17 protein-coding genes are annotated in these 15,591 nt (G+C 67.3%); 8 read left to right on the top strand and 9 right to left on the bottom strand.

Annotated elements, in window-relative coordinates; translation table 11 throughout:
- Positions 1-12: 12 nt before the first annotated feature.
- Positions 13-1,227: a hydroxymethylglutaryl-CoA reductase (NADPH) gene (gene hmgA, locus DV709_RS11905; RefSeq protein WP_117594650.1), complete on the bottom strand. Its 1,215-nt coding sequence runs from the start codon at positions 1,225-1,227 to the stop codon at positions 13-15.
- Positions 1,228-1,329: 102 nt separating this feature from the next.
- On the opposite strand from hmgA, the gene DV709_RS11900 reads away from it, so the two are divergent.
- The gene (locus tag DV709_RS11900; RefSeq protein WP_117594649.1) at positions 1,330-2,892 is read left to right on the top strand and encodes an amidohydrolase; all 1,563 of its coding nucleotides are present in this window, start codon (positions 1,330-1,332) and stop codon (positions 2,890-2,892) included.
- Between the two features lie 230 nt (positions 2,893-3,122).
- Here DV709_RS11900 and DV709_RS11895 read toward each other — a convergent pair whose 3' ends face one another.
- Complete coding sequence (locus tag DV709_RS11895; RefSeq protein WP_198665713.1) at positions 3,123-3,932, bottom strand: formate/nitrite transporter family protein; 810 nt, start codon at positions 3,930-3,932, stop codon at positions 3,123-3,125.
- Positions 3,933-4,110: 178 nt separating this feature from the next.
- The gene (locus DV709_RS11890; protein WP_117594648.1) at positions 4,111-5,031 is read right to left on the bottom strand and encodes a winged helix-turn-helix domain-containing protein; all 921 of its coding nucleotides are present in this window, start codon (positions 5,029-5,031) and stop codon (positions 4,111-4,113) included.
- A 131-nt stretch (positions 5,032-5,162) separates the two neighbouring features.
- On the opposite strand from DV709_RS11890, the gene DV709_RS11885 reads away from it, so the two are divergent.
- Complete coding sequence (locus DV709_RS11885) at positions 5,163-5,426, top strand: hypothetical protein (protein WP_117594647.1); 264 nt, start codon at positions 5,163-5,165, stop codon at positions 5,424-5,426.
- 34 nt (positions 5,427-5,460) lie between these two features.
- Here the strand turns inward: DV709_RS11885 and DV709_RS11880 are convergent, their stop codons facing one another.
- Entirely contained in the window at positions 5,461-6,429 is a 969-nt protein-coding gene (locus DV709_RS11880; RefSeq protein WP_117595300.1) for an alpha-ketoacid dehydrogenase subunit beta, read from the bottom strand.
- A complete protein-coding gene (gene pdhA, locus DV709_RS11875) occupies positions 6,422-7,495 on the bottom strand; it encodes a pyruvate dehydrogenase (acetyl-transferring) E1 component subunit alpha (RefSeq protein ID WP_117594646.1) in 1,074 nt (357 codons plus the stop codon). Before pdhA ends, DV709_RS11880 begins: the two co-directional genes overlap by 8 nt.
- Positions 7,496-7,529: 34 nt before the next feature.
- Here pdhA and DV709_RS11870 point away from each other — a divergent pair, with 34 nt between their 5' ends.
- Positions 7,530-7,919, top strand: a complete 390-nt coding sequence (locus tag DV709_RS11870; RefSeq protein WP_117594645.1) for a hypothetical protein — start codon at positions 7,530-7,532, stop codon at positions 7,917-7,919.
- 27 nt (positions 7,920-7,946) lie between these two features.
- Here the strand turns inward: DV709_RS11870 and DV709_RS11865 are convergent, their stop codons facing one another.
- Both DV709_RS11865 and DV709_RS11860 read right to left on the bottom strand, forming a co-directional pair.
- Positions 7,947-8,264, bottom strand: a complete 318-nt coding sequence (locus tag DV709_RS11865) for a hypothetical protein (protein WP_117594644.1) — start codon at positions 8,262-8,264, stop codon at positions 7,947-7,949.
- 245 nt (positions 8,265-8,509) lie between these two features.
- Entirely contained in the window at positions 8,510-9,310 is an 801-nt protein-coding gene (locus tag DV709_RS11860; protein WP_117594643.1) for an aldo/keto reductase, read from the bottom strand.
- Positions 9,311-9,429: 119 nt separating this feature from the next.
- Between DV709_RS11860 and DV709_RS11855 the strand changes: the two genes are divergently transcribed.
- Positions 9,430-10,812: a saccharopine dehydrogenase family protein gene (locus tag DV709_RS11855; RefSeq protein ID WP_117594642.1), complete on the top strand. Its 1,383-nt coding sequence runs from the start codon at positions 9,430-9,432 to the stop codon at positions 10,810-10,812.
- A 6-nt stretch (positions 10,813-10,818) separates the two neighbouring features.
- On the opposite strand, the gene DV709_RS11850 is transcribed toward DV709_RS11855, so the two are convergent.
- Positions 10,819-11,598: a PHP domain-containing protein gene (locus DV709_RS11850; protein WP_269801697.1), complete on the bottom strand. Its 780-nt coding sequence runs from the start codon at positions 11,596-11,598 to the stop codon at positions 10,819-10,821.
- Between the two features lie 223 nt (positions 11,599-11,821).
- On the opposite strand from DV709_RS11850, the gene DV709_RS11845 reads away from it, so the two are divergent.
- The 3 genes from DV709_RS11845 to DV709_RS11835 are packed head-to-tail and all read left to right on the top strand — an operon-like array spanning position 11,822 to position 14,762.
- The gene (locus DV709_RS11845; RefSeq protein WP_117594641.1) at positions 11,822-13,468 is read left to right on the top strand and encodes a CTP synthase; all 1,647 of its coding nucleotides are present in this window, start codon (positions 11,822-11,824) and stop codon (positions 13,466-13,468) included.
- A complete protein-coding gene (gene guaA / locus DV709_RS11840; RefSeq protein ID WP_117594640.1) occupies positions 13,468-14,385 on the top strand; it encodes a glutamine-hydrolyzing GMP synthase in 918 nt (305 codons plus the stop codon). Before DV709_RS11845 ends, guaA begins: the two co-directional genes overlap by 1 nt.
- 59 nt (positions 14,386-14,444) lie before the next feature.
- Positions 14,445-14,762, top strand: a complete 318-nt coding sequence (locus tag DV709_RS11835; protein ID WP_117594639.1) for a DUF7126 family protein — start codon at positions 14,445-14,447, stop codon at positions 14,760-14,762.
- A 7-nt stretch (positions 14,763-14,769) separates the two neighbouring features.
- Here DV709_RS11835 and DV709_RS11830 read toward each other — a convergent pair whose 3' ends face one another.
- Positions 14,770-15,135 (bottom strand): hypothetical protein, encoded by a 366-nt coding sequence (locus DV709_RS11830; RefSeq protein ID WP_117594638.1) that lies wholly within the window; start codon positions 15,133-15,135, stop codon positions 14,770-14,772.
- Between the two features lie 130 nt (positions 15,136-15,265).
- Here DV709_RS11830 and DV709_RS11825 point away from each other — a divergent pair, with 130 nt between their 5' ends.
- Entirely contained in the window at positions 15,266-15,583 is a 318-nt protein-coding gene (locus tag DV709_RS11825; protein ID WP_117594637.1) for a cupin domain-containing protein, read from the top strand.
- Positions 15,584-15,591 lie beyond the last annotated feature (8 nt).

Here is a 15,591-nt window from a genome sequence, read left to right as displayed (position 1 = left end):
CTCCCGACCGACTTACCGGCCCAGTTCCTCGTGCGCGCTCGACAGATGCCGCGACCCGAGCGCCGCGAGCAACGAGAGTTCGCCCGCGAGCGACCCGACGGCGATGGCCTCGGCGAGAGCGTCGGCGTTCGCGCCCGCCGGGTCGCCGCCGCCGCGGACGCCGAGGATGTCCAGCCCTTCAGATTGCGTCGGTAACTTGGTGCCGCCGCCGACGGTGCCGACTTCCAGACTCGCCAAGGAGACGGAGACGTAGAGGTCTCCGTCGGGCGTCGTCTCCGCCGTCGTGATGGCGTTCGACCCTTCGACGACCTGCGCGGCGTCCTGCCCGGTGGCGAGGAACATCGCGGCGACGACGTTGGCGACGTGGGCGTTGAAGCCGAGACTGCCCGCCTTGGCGCTGCCGACGAGATTCTTTCGCGTGTTGATTTCGGCGATGGCTTCGGGCGTGGTGTGGAGTCGCTCTTCGACGGTCTCTCTGGGTATTGTCACGTCCGCCGTGACGCTTCGTCCGCGGCCTTCGACGGCGTTTATCGCCGCCGGTTTCTTGTCGGTGCAGAGGTTGCCCGAGAGCGCGACGAGCGACGCCGTCGTCTCCTCCTCGACCACGTCGCAGGCCGCCTGCGTGGCGATGGTGGCCATGTTCATCCCCATCGCGTCCTTGGTGTCGTAGCGGAAGCGCAGGAAGACGGAGTTGCCGACGACGTACGGCGTCACGTCGAGCAGTTCGCCGTGGTTCGTCGTTTCCTCGGCGGCTTCCCTCAGCGCCGGTTCGTTGTCGCGGACCCACGAGACGAGTGCCTCGGCCTCTACGATGTCGGCGACGCTGAACACCGGTGCGCGGGTCATCCCGGATTTGGTGACGCGCGCTCGTGCACCGCCTGCGCCGTCGACGACGGAGAGTCCGCGGTTGACCGATGCGAGAAGTGCCCCTTCGGTCGTCGCCAGCGGGAGGTAGCGCTCGCCCGAGAGCGCGCCGCCGTCGACGGTGACGGGACCGGCGACGCCCATCGGAATCTGGGCCGCACCGACCATGTTCTCGATGTTCGGGTCGGCCTGCTCGGCCGGGAATCCGTAGTCGCCGACGGCGTCGAGCGACGCACCCGACTGTGCTTCGACGAGGAGTCGACGCGCCGCCGACGCCGTGTCGGCGTCGGCGTGGTCTTCGAGTTCGTGGAATCTGAGGTCGCCGTCGCGGACGCGGTCGGCGAGGGCTTCGGCGTCGGTCATGCTGTGTCGTCCTCGCGGCGGTCGCTAAGGACTGTCGGTTTTCTCCACCTCCGAAAAGCCGGTTCCCGAACGGTTTTGCCAGTTCCCCACCGCAGAGCCACCATGACCGACGCAGCAGACCTCCTCCTCGTGAACGCGGAGGTCCACAGCCTCGCCGGCGCCGACGGAGCCACCGACGGTGACGCCGACGAGGTGTACGAAGCGCTCGCCGTCCGAGACGGCCGAATCGTCCGACTCGGAACCACCTACGACGTGGAGTTCCTCGCCGGAGCCGAGACCGAGGTCGTCGACCTCGACGGCCGGGTCGTCCTCCCCGGATTCGTCGACGCGCACGTCCACCTCTCGATGACCGGGCGCTACCTCGTCCACGCGAACCTCTCGGGGGCGTCGGGGCCGGCGGAAGCCGTCGACCGCCTCCGCGAACGGGCCGACGAGGTCGGCTCCGACGGCTGGATTCAGGGCTACGGCTACGACGAGAGCACCTGGGACGAGTCGCGCTACCTCACCCGCGAGGACCTCGACGCCGTCTCCGACTCCCGGCCGGTGGTCGCCTTCCGCGAGGACATGCACGTCGCGTCGCTGAACTCCGTCGCTCTGGACCGCTGCCGCGACGGGATGCCCGACGACGACATCCACACCGAAGACGGCGACCCCACGGGCGTCGTCGTCGAGGAGGCCGTCGACCCGGTGTTCGAGGCCGTCGAACCCGGGCCCGAGGAGATGCGCGAACTGTTGACCGCGGCTCAGCGCCGCGCGAACGAACTCGGTGTCACGGGCGTCCACGACATGGTTCGCCACTCGTACGCGCCGCAGGTGTATCGGGAACTGGACCTCGCCGACGAGCTCTCGCTCCGGGTGCGAATCAACTACTGGGCCGACCACCTCGACGCCGTCACGGAGGCGGGTCTGCGGACGAACCACGGCAGCGAGATGGTGCGGACCGGCGCGATAAAGAGCTACACCGACGGGAGCTTCGGCGGCCGGACCGCCAAACTCTCCGAACCCTACAGCGACGACGCGTCGGCGACCGGCCAGTGGGTCGTCGGGCCCGACGAACTGAGCGACATCGTCGCCCGCGCCGACGACGCTGGATTTCAGGTCACGGCGCACGCCATCGGCGACGAGGCCGTCGACGCCGTGTTAGACGCGTACTCTGAGACGGAGAACCCGGGCGAGATGCGCCACCGCGTCGAACACGTCGAACTCGCCTCCGACGAGGCCATCGAGCGGTTCGGCGAGATGGGCGTCGTCGCCTCCGTCCAGCCGAACTTCCTCAAGTGGGCCGGCGAGGACGGGCTGTACGACGCCCGACTCGGCGACAGACGAACGGAGACGAACCGCTACCCGGCGCTGCTCAACGCGGGCGCGCCGCTGGCGTTCGGCTCCGACTGCATGCCGCTGGACCCGCTTTTGGGCGTTCACTGGGCGGTCAACGCCCCCGCCGAGAGTCAGCGCGTGGGAGTCACCGAGGCCCTTCGGGCGTACACGCTCGGCGCGGCCTATGCGGGATTCGACGAGAACCGATTAGGGACCGTCGAGGTCGGCAAGCGCGCCGACTTGACCGTCCTCGACGAGTCGCCGTGGGACGCCCCCGACCGGATTCGAGAGATCGACGTGGCGATGACCGTCGTCGACGGCGACGTGGCGTTCGACGGGCGTCGATAGCTTCGGACCCGGACTGGACGGGAGCGGGCGCTCTCGCCTTTCGACTATCGAGCCAAAGCGCTCTTTCACGGGCTTTCCTACAGGAGAGGTGCGGACCGACACTCCGGACCGGGTGCGGCCTGTTCGCCTCGCCTCTCGTCCACGTAAACGCTCTGTCTCCCGTTCCCGCGGACGCTCACCGGGCGACTCCGGGGTCACCGCCCGGCCCCCTCCACGCGGCTCTTCGACCGTTACGCTCGGGTGACGTGACCGTACTTGAGCAGCGCGACGAACACGGAGCCGCCGACGGCGTTACCGGCCGTGGCGAGAACGAGGAATCGCGCGTAGTCCGCGACCGTTATCTCGGGGCCGAGAAACAGCCCGAACAGCACCTCGACGTTGCCCGCGATGGAGTGGGGGAGGTGGAGAAGGCCGATGGCCGCCGTGACGAGCCAGATGATGAGCAGACGGCTCGTCGTACTCTGGGCGGCGGTGACGAGCCACGAGAGCAGCCCCATCAGCCATCCGGCGAGAATAGCCGACAGAAACATCCCCCAGTTACCGTGGTGGATGAGTTTCTCCGCGACGGTGATGAACGACTCGGGGCGGGCGACGCCGATGCTGGGGATGACGTTGACGACGAAGGCGGTGAACACCAGCCCGCCGAGCACGTTGCTCACGAGGATTACCGCCCAGAGTCGCCCGAGTTCGGTGAACGAAGCCTGTCCGTCGATGACGGGGAGCACCGCGAGCGTCGTGTGTTCGGTGAACAGCTCCGACCGGCCGAGGACGACGAAGATGAACCCGATGGAGTAGGCGCTGGCGAGCAGTAGCTCGGTCGGCAGGTCGCCGTAGCTGCCGGCCGACAGCGTGAGCACGACGGCCATCAACAACGGCCCGAAGCCGATGTCGAGTCCCGCCGACAGCCCCGAGAGAAAGAGGCCGTCGAGCTCGCGGTTTATCTCGTGGAGGCCCTCCTCTATCTGCGTTTCGAGGATGTCGCGCGCCGGCGTCTGCCTGCCGAGGAGCCCGACCGGCTCGCCGCCGTCGGGTTCACTCACGGTACCGACCGCCTGCGACGCTGACGAACTCCGAGGTCGATGACGCGTACATACCGGACGGACGGTCGCTTCGTACGTAATTTTTGGCACGGAGCGACTTCTCGGACGACGAACGCGCCGAGGTGTCGCTCCCCCTTTCTCTCTCTCCCGCGGCGGGGCGATTCGTCGCTCTCGGCGGCTATCGCTCCGACGCGCCGACGGGGCGGGCACAGCCGTCGACGTCGAGGACGTTCAGCGAGTCGTCGAGGACGATACACATCGAGTCCCCTCCGGTGGAGATATCGAGTCGGATCTCCAGCGGGTCGCAGGAGACGACGTCGGTTCGCTCGTCGCTGACGCACCACGGGAGCGTCCAGAACGGTCGGGTGCTCAGGTCGACGCCTCGCTCGGCGTGGAACGTCATCACGTCGGCGTTGTCCAGCAGGTTGAGCCCGACCGCCGAGTGCAGGCGATTGTGACACCGGTGGCACTCGTGAGTGACCTGCACGTCGAGTCCCGGGTACGTCGTCTCCCGCGAGAGCGCGGTCTCCATCTTCCCCATGCACTCGGGGCAGACGCCGTCGGCGGCGAGACAGTAGTGGTGGCGGACGTGGTGGTGAAACGCCTGCAGCAGCTCCTCTGGCGTCCGGTCGTCGAGGCCGCCCGGCGGGAACGGGTAGCTGACGTGGACCGTCCCGCAGTCGCCGCAGGCGATGGTGAGTCGCTCCTCGGCGTACCACGCTTGCAACCCGCCGCCGCAGTCGTAGCAGTCGCCGTCGGCGTCGAACGGCTCCAGTTCGGCGCGGTCGGTGAACGTCCCCGCGAAGACGGCGCGAACGACTTTCCAGCCGGGGTACCGGAATGTGTAGCCCTCGTCGGTCCGGCGGACGAAGTGGTCGGTGAGCTTCTTGAGGTGGTAGTTGAAGTGAGCGCTGTCGTCGATGTCGACGCGCTCGTACAGCTCCGAGAAGGAGACGGGTTCCTCGGAGCCGTCCTCGTCCAGGAGCGCCTGGAGAATCTCGATCCGCGTGTCGTTGCCGAGGAGGGCGAACGCTTCGGCGGGGGCGATACCGGCGTCGCTCTCGGGGGCTACCGACTCGTTCCCGGCGGAGTGGCTCATGTCAACATCTTACGATGCCCGGGGCAAAGCCGTTGCGCCCCTCGGAACCGTTACTGAAATTCGCTTCAGCGGAGCGTCCGTCGAACAGTCGGCGAACAGCTATGCGTCTGGGGACTGCCCACTCGCCCGCGATGAGTTCCCCTACCGACGACTCCGACGAGGATGCGCCGCCCGGGTGGACGACCGAAGAGCGAGACGACGACGTCCGTTCGTGGCTCGGACCCGACGAGCGCGTCGTCTGCGCCCGCGAGGGCGACGGATGGAGCGCCTACGCCGTCCCCCGTAGCGAACTCGGCGCGTCGCACCGGACGCCGCTGACCGAGGATTCGACCGGCTTCGACAAGGTACTCTCGGCGGCACGCGACTACATGGAGCGAAACAGCGACGAAGCGTGAACGGGATCGAGAGAGCGCGAGTGAACCGACTGGCTCACTCCGGCAGCGCCCGCTCGATACCGCGTCGAATTCGGTCCTCGTCGGGGACGTAGTCGTCCTCTCTGGCGAACAGCGGGTACGGCACGTCGTAGCCGGTGACCCGCTGGACCGGTGCTTCGAGATAGTAGAGCGCCCGGTCGTTGATTCGGGCGGTTATCTCGGCGGCCATTCCTCCTGTTTTGGGCGCTTCGTGTACCACGACGCAACGGCCGGTCTTGCGAACCGACTCCAGCACCGTCTCCGTGTCGAGCGGGACGATGCTCCGCGGGTCGACCACCTCGACGTTCGCGTCGACGTTCTCGGCCGCGTCGAGCACGCGGTGACGCATCGCGCCCCACGCGACCACCGTCACGTCGTCGCCCTCGCGCACCACGTCGGCTTCGCCAAGCGGGACCGTATACTCACCTTCGGGCATCTCCTCGCGGAACGACCGATAGAGACGCGTCGGCTCGAAGAAGACGACCGGGTCGGGGTCGCGGATGGAACTCGTCAGCAGTCCCTTCGCGTCGGCGGGTGTCGAGGGAACGACGACCTTCAACCCCGGCGTGTGGGCGTACCCAGCCTCGAAGCTCTCGGAATGATGTTCGAGCGCGTGTATACCGCCGCCGTACGGCGCTCGAATCGTCATCGGGCAGTTGAGTTCGCCGCGCGTCCGACTGCGGAGGCGGGAGACGTGCTGTTGTATCTGGTGGAACGCCTGGTGCATGAACCCCGAGAACTCGATCTCTGGGACCGGTGTGAAGCCGTAGACGCCGAGACCGACGCCGAGGCCGACGATTCCCGCTTCGGCGACGGGCGCGTCGTACACTCGGTTCGGATACTCGTCGAGGAGTCCCTGCGTCGCCCGGAAGACGCCGCCGTTTCGACCCACGTCCTGCCCGTAGACGACGACGGAGTCGTCGCGTGCCATCTCCGCGAACAACGTGTCGCGGACGGCTTCGACCAATCGCAGTTTCTCAGTCACGGTCCTCACCTCTGAAGGCCGCACGTTGGCGCTCGACCTCCGGAATGGGCGTCTCGTAGGCGTACTCGAACATCTCCTCGACGTCGACGGCCTCGCGACCCTCGTTCCCCAGTCGGATCTCCTCGCGGAGGTCGTCTTCTATCGACGCTTCGATGTCGGCGATGCGGTCGTCGTCCAGAGTGTCCCGATTGCGGAGGTAGGTCTCGAACCGAGTGAGTGGGTCGCGTGCCTCCCACTCCTCCTCTTCCTCCTCCTGGCGGTAGACGGAGGGGTCGTCGGAGGTTGTGTGCAGAGAGCGGCGGTAAGTCAGCGCCTCGACGAAGACGGGGTCGCCCTCGCGGGCGCTCTCGAGGGCGTCGCGCACTACGGCGTAGGTCCCGAGCACGTCGTTGCCATCGACCTGCACGCCCTCGATGCCGGCAGCAGCGGCTTTCTGGGCTAGCGTCTCCGCCCGAGTCTGCTTGGCGCGCGGGACCGAGATGGCGTACTGGTTGTTCTGACAGAGGAAGACGGTGTGAGAGCCGAAGACGCCCGCGAGGTTGGTCGCCTCGTACACGTCGCCTTCCGATGTCGCGCCGTCGCCGAAGTAGACGAGCGACGCGGCGTCTTCGTCCGCTATCTCCTGAGCCCACCCGAGACCGGCCCCGTGCAGTGCCTGCGAGCCGACCGGGATCGACGGCGGCATGTTCCGACTCTCGCGGGTCGTCGCCGACCCCTCCTCCATTCCCATTGCGTACCACAGGAGCATGTGCGGCGGCGTCCCGCGGGCGAGGTAAGCGGGTGTCTCGCGGAACGAGGTCACCATCCAGTCCTCGTCGGCGAGCGCGTGGGCGCTGCCGACCTGCGCGGCCTCCTGTCCGGTGGCTGGCGCGTAGGTGCCGAGCTCGCCCCGCCGCTGCAGGGCGATAGCCCGTTCGTCGAGTCGGCGGGATCGTTTCATCGTCCAGTACATCTCGAGCAGGTCGTCCTCGGAGAGGTCGGGCTCCAACTCGGCGTCGACGCTCCCGTCGGACTCCAGCACCTGCACGTGGTCTATCGAGAGTTCGTAGGCTGTTTCGCGTGGCACGGCTGTGCGGGTGTGCAGCGAGGAGCTACTTAGTTTGACGTCGGCCCTCCGACGGGCGAGCGACGACCGTCGAATCGGCATCCGGCGGTGGTTCGCTGTGGTCCCGTTTCTGGTCGGCGCGCTGTTCGCGACTCTCTGGGTCGCGCCGATTCTGGCCGTCCCGGCGTTCTTCGTCGCCCGCGCGGTCAACACCGCCTCGGTCACGCTCGGCAACCAGTATCTGAACGACCGTATCGACTCGGTCGGGCGGGCGACGGTGCTCTCCTCGGCGTCGATGGTCTACTCGCTGGCGGTGGTCCCGTTCGAGGTGGTCGGCGGGGTCGTCGCCGACGCGACGTCTCCGCTCGGCACACTGGCGCTGTTCGGGGTCGTGTTGGTCGTCGGCGCGGCGACGATGCGAGCGCTGGCGCAACCAGTCGCCTGACCGGTCCCGCATCGCCCGTCGATCGATTCACGGTCCGCTCTCGCGAAACACGGCGGCGGCGGTCCGAATCGACTCGCCGCCGAGCGTCGCGACGCCCGCCGCGAGCCCGAGCGTCGAGAGCAGGAGAATCTCCCACGCCGCGAGCGGGTCGCCGCTGGCCAGTCGCGGAAGCGTCGCGCCGAGGAGCGAGAAGAGGAGCGCGACGGCGACGACCGTGCGGGTCTGACCGCGTCTGGCCGCGCTCTCGTCGGTTTCGTCCGTTTCCGTCCTCTCGCTGGTTTCCGTTCTCCCGTCTGGTTCCGTCTTCTCGTCGGCGTCGACGCCGTCGTCGGCTTCAGCGTTCATCGCGCACCTCCGGCGGCGCGATGGCGTCTCTCGTTCGGTTCGTCGAAACTCCTATGTCGTGAAACCGTCTGTCTCCACATGCTCAATCCTCTCAAGGGGAACGAGCACCGCGTCGGTGTCCCACCACCGACCACTGCTGATGCTCGTGTTTTACTCAGACGGCTTTGGCTGCAATAAGCGCGAGCCAACCACGGTGAAAGTGGTTGTGCGGTCGAGGCCGCGTCGTAGCTACCCCGTACGGGGCCTCAGACCTGGTTCCACGGCGCGTCGTCGAAGTCGACGATGCGCTCCTCGCGGTCGAGGCTGTCGATGGTCGAGACGTCCTCGTCGTCCAGTTCCAGCGCTTCGGCCTCGAAGTTCTGCCGGATGTGCTCCTCGCCGGTCGCCTTCGGGATGGGCGCGACTTCGTCCTTCGAGAGCAGCCACGCGAGCGCGACCTGCGCGGGGCTCGCGTCGTGTTTCTCGGCAATCTCTCGAATCTCGGAGACGTCGGCGACGCCGTTGCGGGCGATGGGACAGTACGCGACCAGCCAGTGGTCGTCTTCGCGGGCGTACTCGCGGAGTTCGTCCTGCTGGAGCATCGGGTGCATCTCGACCTGGTGGGCGAAGATGGGCGCGTCGAGGTGGTCTTTCGCCTCGTCGAGCTGGTCGGGGCGGAAGTTGCTGAGGCCGACGTGCTCGACGACGCCCTTGTCGACGAGTTCGTCCAGCGCGGGCAGCGTCTCCTCGGGGTCGTAGGTGTTCAGCGGCCAGTGGACGTACATGAGGTCGATGGTGTCGACGCCGAGTTTCTCGGCGCTCTCGCGGGTCGTCTCCAGCACGTCGTCGTAGCCGAGGTTTCCGGTGTCGAGTTTCGTCGCGACGAAGAGGTCGTCGCGAGACACACCTGCTGCGTCGATTCCGTCGCCGACGGCCTCCTCGTTCTCGTAGCCCTGGGCGGTGTCGACGTGGCGGTAACCGACGTCGATGGCCGTCTCGACGCTCGTCGCGCACTGGTCGAGGTCTTTGTTCTGGTACGTACCGAGACCGAGTCGTGGGAACTCCATGGGGTCAGTTCGCGGAGACGACGCCAAAATCCTCCGGTCGCGGCAGGACCGTCTACTTCGCGCTCGCCGGGTGAGAGACGCCGCAACGCCCAACAGTCACGGTCCCGTACAGCGACAGTATGTCCGAACTCGTCATCTACGGCTCGTACGGCTACACCGGGTCGCTCGTCGCCGAGAAGGCCGTCGATCGCGGTCTCGACCCGATTCTCGTCGGGCGAGACGCCGAGAAAGTCACCGCCCAAGCCGACGAACTCGGGGTCCGCGCCCGCGTCGCTTCCCTCGACACCGTCGCCGACCGAATCGACGACGCCCACACCGTGTTGAACTGCGCCGGGCCGTTCTCGGAGACGGCCGAACCGATGGTCGACGCCTGCCTCGACGCGGGCGCGAACTACCTCGACATCACCGGCGAGATACAGGTGTTCGAGCGGCTGAAGCGCCGCGGCCCGGAGGCCGAAGAAGCCGGCGTCACGATTCTGCCCGGAGTCGGCTTCGACGTGGTGCCGACCGACTGTCTCGCCGCTCACCTCGCCGAGAGACTCCCGGAGGCGACGCACCTCTCGCTGGGGTTCGACACCTCGGGGTCGCTGTCGACGGGGACGCTGAAGACGGCTATCGAAGGCCTCGGCGAGGGTGGCGCGATTCGCGAGGACGGAAATCTCCACCACGTGCCGAGCGGGTGGAAGACGCGGGAAATCGACTTCGGCCGCGGGTGGCGCACCGCCGTCACCATCCCGTGGGGCGACGTGTCGACGGCGTACACGACGACGGGCATCCCGAACATCGAGGTGTACGCGGCGTTCCCCGAATCGACGCGGCGGACGATGGAGGCGCAGCGGTACCTCGCTCCGCTGCTGGAGACGAAGCCGGCGAAGCGGTTGCTCAAACGGCTGGCCGACCGCTATGCCGGGAATCCGAGCGCCGAGGAGCGAGCGGACGCGACGGTGTACGTCTGGGGCGAGGCGGCCGCCGACGGCGACGAGCGCGTCGTCTCCCGACTCCGAACGCCGCACGCCTACGCGCTCACGGCCGAGACAGCGATTCTGTGCGCCGAAAAGACGCTCGCCGGCGACGCGCCGCCGGGGTATCAGACGCCCGCGAGCGCGTTCGGCCCCGACCTGATTTTAGCGGTACCGGGCGTCGAGCGAACCGACGACGACGTTCGAGCGAGCGACGAAGCCGAAGAGTCCGAGAACGTCGACAAAGCCGAAGAACTCGGGAACGTCGACGAAGCCGAAGAGTCCGAGAACGTCGACGAAGCCGAGGGCGACGTGAGCGAGATCGAGTCCGACGACGAGACGGCAGAGGGAGTCGACGACGAGGTCATCGAGAAGCGCGAAGTCGTCGAGGAAGCCGACGACGACGCCGCTGTGACGGGCGAGTCGGACGCTGCGGACGAGGAAGAGTCAGACGCTACGGACGAGAACGGGGAAACCAGCGGGGTCGACGCGGAAGCGGACTCGGAGGCGAACTCGGACGACGAGGCCAGACCGGACGAGTAACCGCCGTCAGTCGAACAACCGGACCGGTTCGATACCGTACTCCTCGAAGTACTCCAGCAACACCGGCAGGCGCTCGCGGAGTTCGCGCGGGCGGTGCGAGTCGGTGCCGACGGTGAAACCGACGTCGCGTTCCAAGAGCAGTGCGAGAAGCGGCGGCGACGGGTGGACCTCGCCGTACTCCCGGAGGACGCGTCCGGCGTTTATCTCGGGGACGGTCCGGGAGTGCGCGAACGCGTCGGCGACGCGTTCGTAGTGGTCGGCGGTGGCGTAGCCGCGGAGCGCGGGGTTTCGCTCGACGAGGTCGACGTGGGCGGCGATCTCGAACAGTTCCGACTCGACGAGCGAGACGACTTTCTCGAAGTAGTCGTCGACGTACGCCTGCTGTTCGGCCTCGGATTTCGCCGCGAAGAACCCCTCGGTGTGGACGTTCGTCCCGTCGAGTCGGTGGACGCTCCCGACGGCGTAATCGAACCCGGCGTCGTCGAGGAACGCGCGGATGTCGTCCTCGTCGCGCGGGTCGTAGTCCATCTCGACGGCGTCGAAGACGCGGACGTCGAACGACTCGCGGAGCGAGTCGATGGCCGCCCGCCGACGCGGATACGTCTGGTCGAGGTTGAACCCGAGTTCGTAGGTCCGCCGGCGGGCCTGGTCGCGGGTGGAGGCGTTGCAGTGGTCGGCGAACCCGACGGCGTCGAGACCGGCCTCCTCGGCCGCGCGCAGCATCCGATAGAGGAACTTGCCGTCCGAGTACGTCGAGTGAATATGGTAGTCGTGAGTCGGCGGCACGTTCGTCCATAGACGGGCACGCGGATAGACGTTTCTGCTGCCGATTCGGACGCGGTAGTTCGTGCCGAACCCGCAGCGAGCGCGGACGAGGGGACCGCGGAGGCGCCGTCCGCTGTCCGGTAGATGGCGACTGCGACGCCAATACGGAGCGCGTCTTTGTGGGCCTCTCGCAAACGGTTGCGCGTGACGAAACGTTCTTCAACGGGCCTCGCGCACAGTCGGTATGCCGACGGAACCCGACACGGGCTACAACCCGAACTTAGGGAGGAAGTTCATTTTCGTCACCGGGGGTGTGATGTCCGGACTCGGCAAAGGAATCACGGCAGCCAGCACCGGGCGCTTGCTGTCGAACGCCGGGTTCGACGTCACCGCGGTGAAGATCGACCCCTACCTGAACGTGGACGCCGGAACGATGAACCCGTACCAGCACGGCGAGGTGTACGTGCTGAAGGACGGCGGCGAGGTCGACCTGGACCTCGGGAACTACGAGCGGTTCCTCGGGGTCGACATGACCTCCGACCATAACGTCACCACGGGCAAGACGTACCAGCACGTCATCGAGAAGGAGCGCGCCGGCGACTACCTCGGGAAGACGGTCCAGATCATCCCGCACATCACCGACGACATCAAGCGTCGCGTGCGCGAGGCCGCCGAGGGTACCGACGTCTGTCTCGTCGAGGTCGGCGGGACGGTCGGCGACATCGAGTCGATGCCGTACCTCGAAGCGCTCCGGCAGTTCGCCCACGAGGAGGACGAGGAGGACATCCTCTTCATGCACGTCACGCTCGTCCCCGACTCGAAGAACGGCGAGCAGAAGACGAAACCCACCCAGCACAGCGTCAAGGAACTGCGGAGCATCGGGCTTCAGCCGGACATCCTCATCGGCCGCAACCAGAACCGCCTCGACATCGACACGAAGGAGAAGATCGCGCTGTTCTGCGACGTGCCCACCGAGGCAGTGTTCTCGAACCCCGACGTGGACGACATCTACCACGTCCCGCTGATGGTCGAGGAGGAGGGACTCGACGAGTACGTGATGCAGCGGCTTGGACTCGGCGACGAGGCGCTCCCCGAAGGCGAGCGCGACAACCGCTGGCGCGACCTCGTGACGCGCAACCGGGAAGGTTCCGTCGATATCGCGCTCGTCGGCAAGTACGACCTCGAAGACGCCTACATGTCCGTCCGCGAGGCGCTCAAGCACGCCGGCATCGAGACGGGCGTCGAGGTGAACGTCCACTGGGTCGACTCCGACGAGATGCGCGACCACCACACCGAACGCCTGGAGAGCGCCGACGGCATCGTCGTCCCCGGCGGATTCGGCTCCCGGGGCACCAGGGGGAAGATAGCGGCCATCCGCTACGCCCGCGAGAACGATATCCCCTTCCTCGGCCTCTGCCTCGGCTTCCAGATGGCGGTCGTCGAGTACGCTCGCAACGTTCTCGGGTGGGAGGACGCCCATTCGGCGGAACTCGACCCCGGCACTACCCACCCCGTCATCGACCTCCTGCCCGACCAGTACGACCTCGAAGATATGGGCGGGACGATGCGCCTCGGCGCGCACGACACCGACATCGAGCCGGGGACGCTCGCACATCGCGTCTACGGTGCCGACACCTGTACCGAACGGCACCGACACCGCTACGAGGTGAACCCCGAGTACTTCTCGGAACTCGAATCCGGTGCCCTGACGTTCTCGGGGAAGTCCGGAAACCGCATGGAGATCGTCGAACTCGGGGACCACCCGTACTTCCTGGGGACGCAGTTCCACCCCGAGTACCGCTCGCGGCCCGACAGGGCGAGTCCGCCGTTCGTCGGTCTCGTCGAGGCGATTCTCGAACAAACTGAGGAAGTCACGGAGGTCGAAGCCTGATGGTCGACACCGACTCGTTCATCGACGAAGCCGTCGCAGAGATCAGAGAAGAAGTGGGCGACGCCAACGCCGTCATCGCGCTCTCGGGCGGCGTCGACTCCTCGGTCGCCGCCGCGCTCGCCTACGAGGCCGTCGGCGAGCAGCTCACCCCCGTCTACGTCGACACCGGCCTGATGCGCAAAGGCGAAACCGAGGGCATCCGCGAAATCTTCAGTTTCATGGAGAGCCTCCGCGTCGTCGACGCGCACGAGCGCTTCTTCGAGGCGCTCTCGGGCGTCGTCGACCCGGAGAAGAAGCGCGAGGTCATCGGCGAGCAGTTCATCCGCGAGTTCGAGCGCGAAGCGAAGGACACCGACGCCGACTACCTCGTGCAGGGGACCATCTACCCCGACCGCATCGAGTCGGAGGGCGGCATCAAGTCGCACCACAACGTCGGCGGCCTCCCGGACGTCGTCGACTTCGAGGGCATCGTCGAACCGGTCCGCGACCTCTACAAGGACGAAGTCCGCGAAGTCGCCCGCGCGCTCGATTTAGAGGAGGTCGTCGCCGAGCGGATGCCGTTCCCCGGCCCCGGTCTGGCCGTCCGCGTCATCGGCGAAGTCACACAGGAGAAAGTCGAGGTGGCCCGCGAGGCGTGCCACGTCGTCGAAGAGGAACTGGAGGAGTACGACCCGTGGCAGGCGTTCGCCGCCGTCGTCGGCAAAGGGACCGGCGTGAAAGGCGACAACCGCGTCCACGGGTGGATCGTCGCCGTCCGCTCGGTCGAGAGCCGAGACGGGATGACCGCCCGCGCCCAGGAACTCGACTGGGAGACGCTCCAGCGCATCCAGAGCCGAATCACCGGAACGAACGACAACGTCGCGCGCGTCGTCTACGACGTGACGCACAAGCCGCCCGCGACCATCGAGTACGAGTAACTCGACGATCGCGACCCGACTCGGCCCGCTTCGACAGCCCTTCACACCCCACGTAATCTATGAAAGCGATACTCTGCGGTCCCGACGAGAACGGACTGGCCGACGCCCTCACCGACGAGGGAGTCGAACTCACGCGCATCGACGGCGTCGTCACCCGCCCGGCGCTCGAAGACGCCGGCGTCGTCGACGCCGCCCTCGTCGTCCTCACCGATGTCGCGGAGGCGACGGCGATTCCGCTGGCGAAGGAGCTGAACCCCGACGTGCGCGTCGTCGTCTACGCGAACCAGTCGCTCCCGGAGTTCGCGAAGGGGCAGGCAGACCTCGCGGTCGACCCGAAACTGCTCTCGGCGTCGGTCGTGGCCGAAGAGCTCGTCTGAGCCGCGTCTACTCCGTTTTCCGCTCCCGTTGTTCGGACACCGCCCGTTTCCCGGCTTCGACGCCGGCGTCGCCGCCGCCTTCGTCGTTGTACGCCCTCGCGAACGTCTCGGCGGCATCGAGCGCCGCGTCGTCGCCGCGTACCTCCGCGAACGGCTCCACGTCGCCGAAGTTCGACGTCTCCTCGCGGGCGACGGCGAGGCGGTAGGTGTCCGTCTCGGCGTGTTCGGTGTTCGGTTCCGACGGCATCGCGACGAGCGTCGCGCCGTGGTCGACGTGCCGGAAGACGGTGACCGGTCGCGGGTCGTACTTCCGGTCGATGAACTCGGGGTCGGACTCCTCGTACCAGCCGTCCGGAATGCGGTCTGTGTCCATCGTGGGATGTACGGGAGCGAGCGAGGTAAACACGGGGGCGGTTCGGGAGCGAGGTACACGCAGGAGCGACTCGGGAGCGAAGCGAGCCAACGACGCCACGCTTATTCGCCACGCCGCCGTCGTCACGGCCATGACACTCGACCGACTCGAAGACCTCGACCCCGCGGACGGAGAACTCGAGACGGCGGAACTCGTCGTCACCGACGACGTGCTCGTGAAGGCGTTCGCGCTCGGTCCCGGCGCGGAACTCTCGCCGCACGAACACGCCGACAGCACGAACGTCTTCCACGTGCTTCGCGGCACGGTGACGGTGGTTCAGGGCGACGACGAGGAAGCGGTCGACGCGCCGGGCGTCGTCCTCCACGAGCGCGGCGTCGTCCACGGCGCGCGCAACGACACCGACGAGACGGCCGTCCTCACCGCGAGTCTCTGCCCGCTCCCGTCGTGAGCGGACGG

The organism is Haloprofundus halophilus (genome assembly GCF_003439925.1).
GTDB lineage: Archaea > Halobacteriota > Halobacteria > Halobacteriales > Haloferacaceae > Haloprofundus > Haloprofundus halophilus.
This window is presented reverse-complemented; position numbering and strand designations above follow the sequence as displayed.

Excerpts from the sequence above, each read along its gene's own strand:
- hmgA (WP_117594650.1), bottom strand. The coding sequence starts at position 1,227 with ATGACCGACGCCGAAGCCCTCGCCGACCGCGTCCGCGACGGCGACCTC.
- DV709_RS11900 (WP_117594649.1), top strand. The coding sequence starts at position 1,330 with ATGACCGACGCAGCAGACCTCCTCCTCGTGAACGCGGAGGTCCACAGC.
- DV709_RS11890 (WP_117594648.1), bottom strand. The coding sequence starts at position 5,031 with ATGAGCCACTCCGCCGGGAACGAGTCGGTAGCCCCCGAGAGCGACGCC.
- DV709_RS11885 (WP_117594647.1), top strand. The coding sequence starts at position 5,163 with ATGAGTTCCCCTACCGACGACTCCGACGAGGATGCGCCGCCCGGGTGG.
- DV709_RS11865 (WP_117594644.1), bottom strand. The coding sequence starts at position 8,264 with ATGAACGCTGAAGCCGACGACGGCGTCGACGCCGACGAGAAGACGGAA.
- DV709_RS11860 (WP_117594643.1), bottom strand. The coding sequence starts at position 9,310 with ATGGAGTTCCCACGACTCGGTCTCGGTACGTACCAGAACAAAGACCTC.
- DV709_RS11855 (WP_117594642.1), top strand. The coding sequence starts at position 9,430 with ATGTCCGAACTCGTCATCTACGGCTCGTACGGCTACACCGGGTCGCTC.
- DV709_RS11845 (WP_117594641.1), top strand. The coding sequence starts at position 11,822 with ATGCCGACGGAACCCGACACGGGCTACAACCCGAACTTAGGGAGGAAG.
- guaA (WP_117594640.1), top strand. The coding sequence starts at position 13,468 with ATGGTCGACACCGACTCGTTCATCGACGAAGCCGTCGCAGAGATCAGA.
- DV709_RS11835 (WP_117594639.1), top strand. The coding sequence starts at position 14,445 with ATGAAAGCGATACTCTGCGGTCCCGACGAGAACGGACTGGCCGACGCC.
- DV709_RS11830 (WP_117594638.1), bottom strand. The coding sequence starts at position 15,135 with ATGGACACAGACCGCATTCCGGACGGCTGGTACGAGGAGTCCGACCCC.
- DV709_RS11825 (WP_117594637.1), top strand. The coding sequence starts at position 15,266 with ATGACACTCGACCGACTCGAAGACCTCGACCCCGCGGACGGAGAACTC.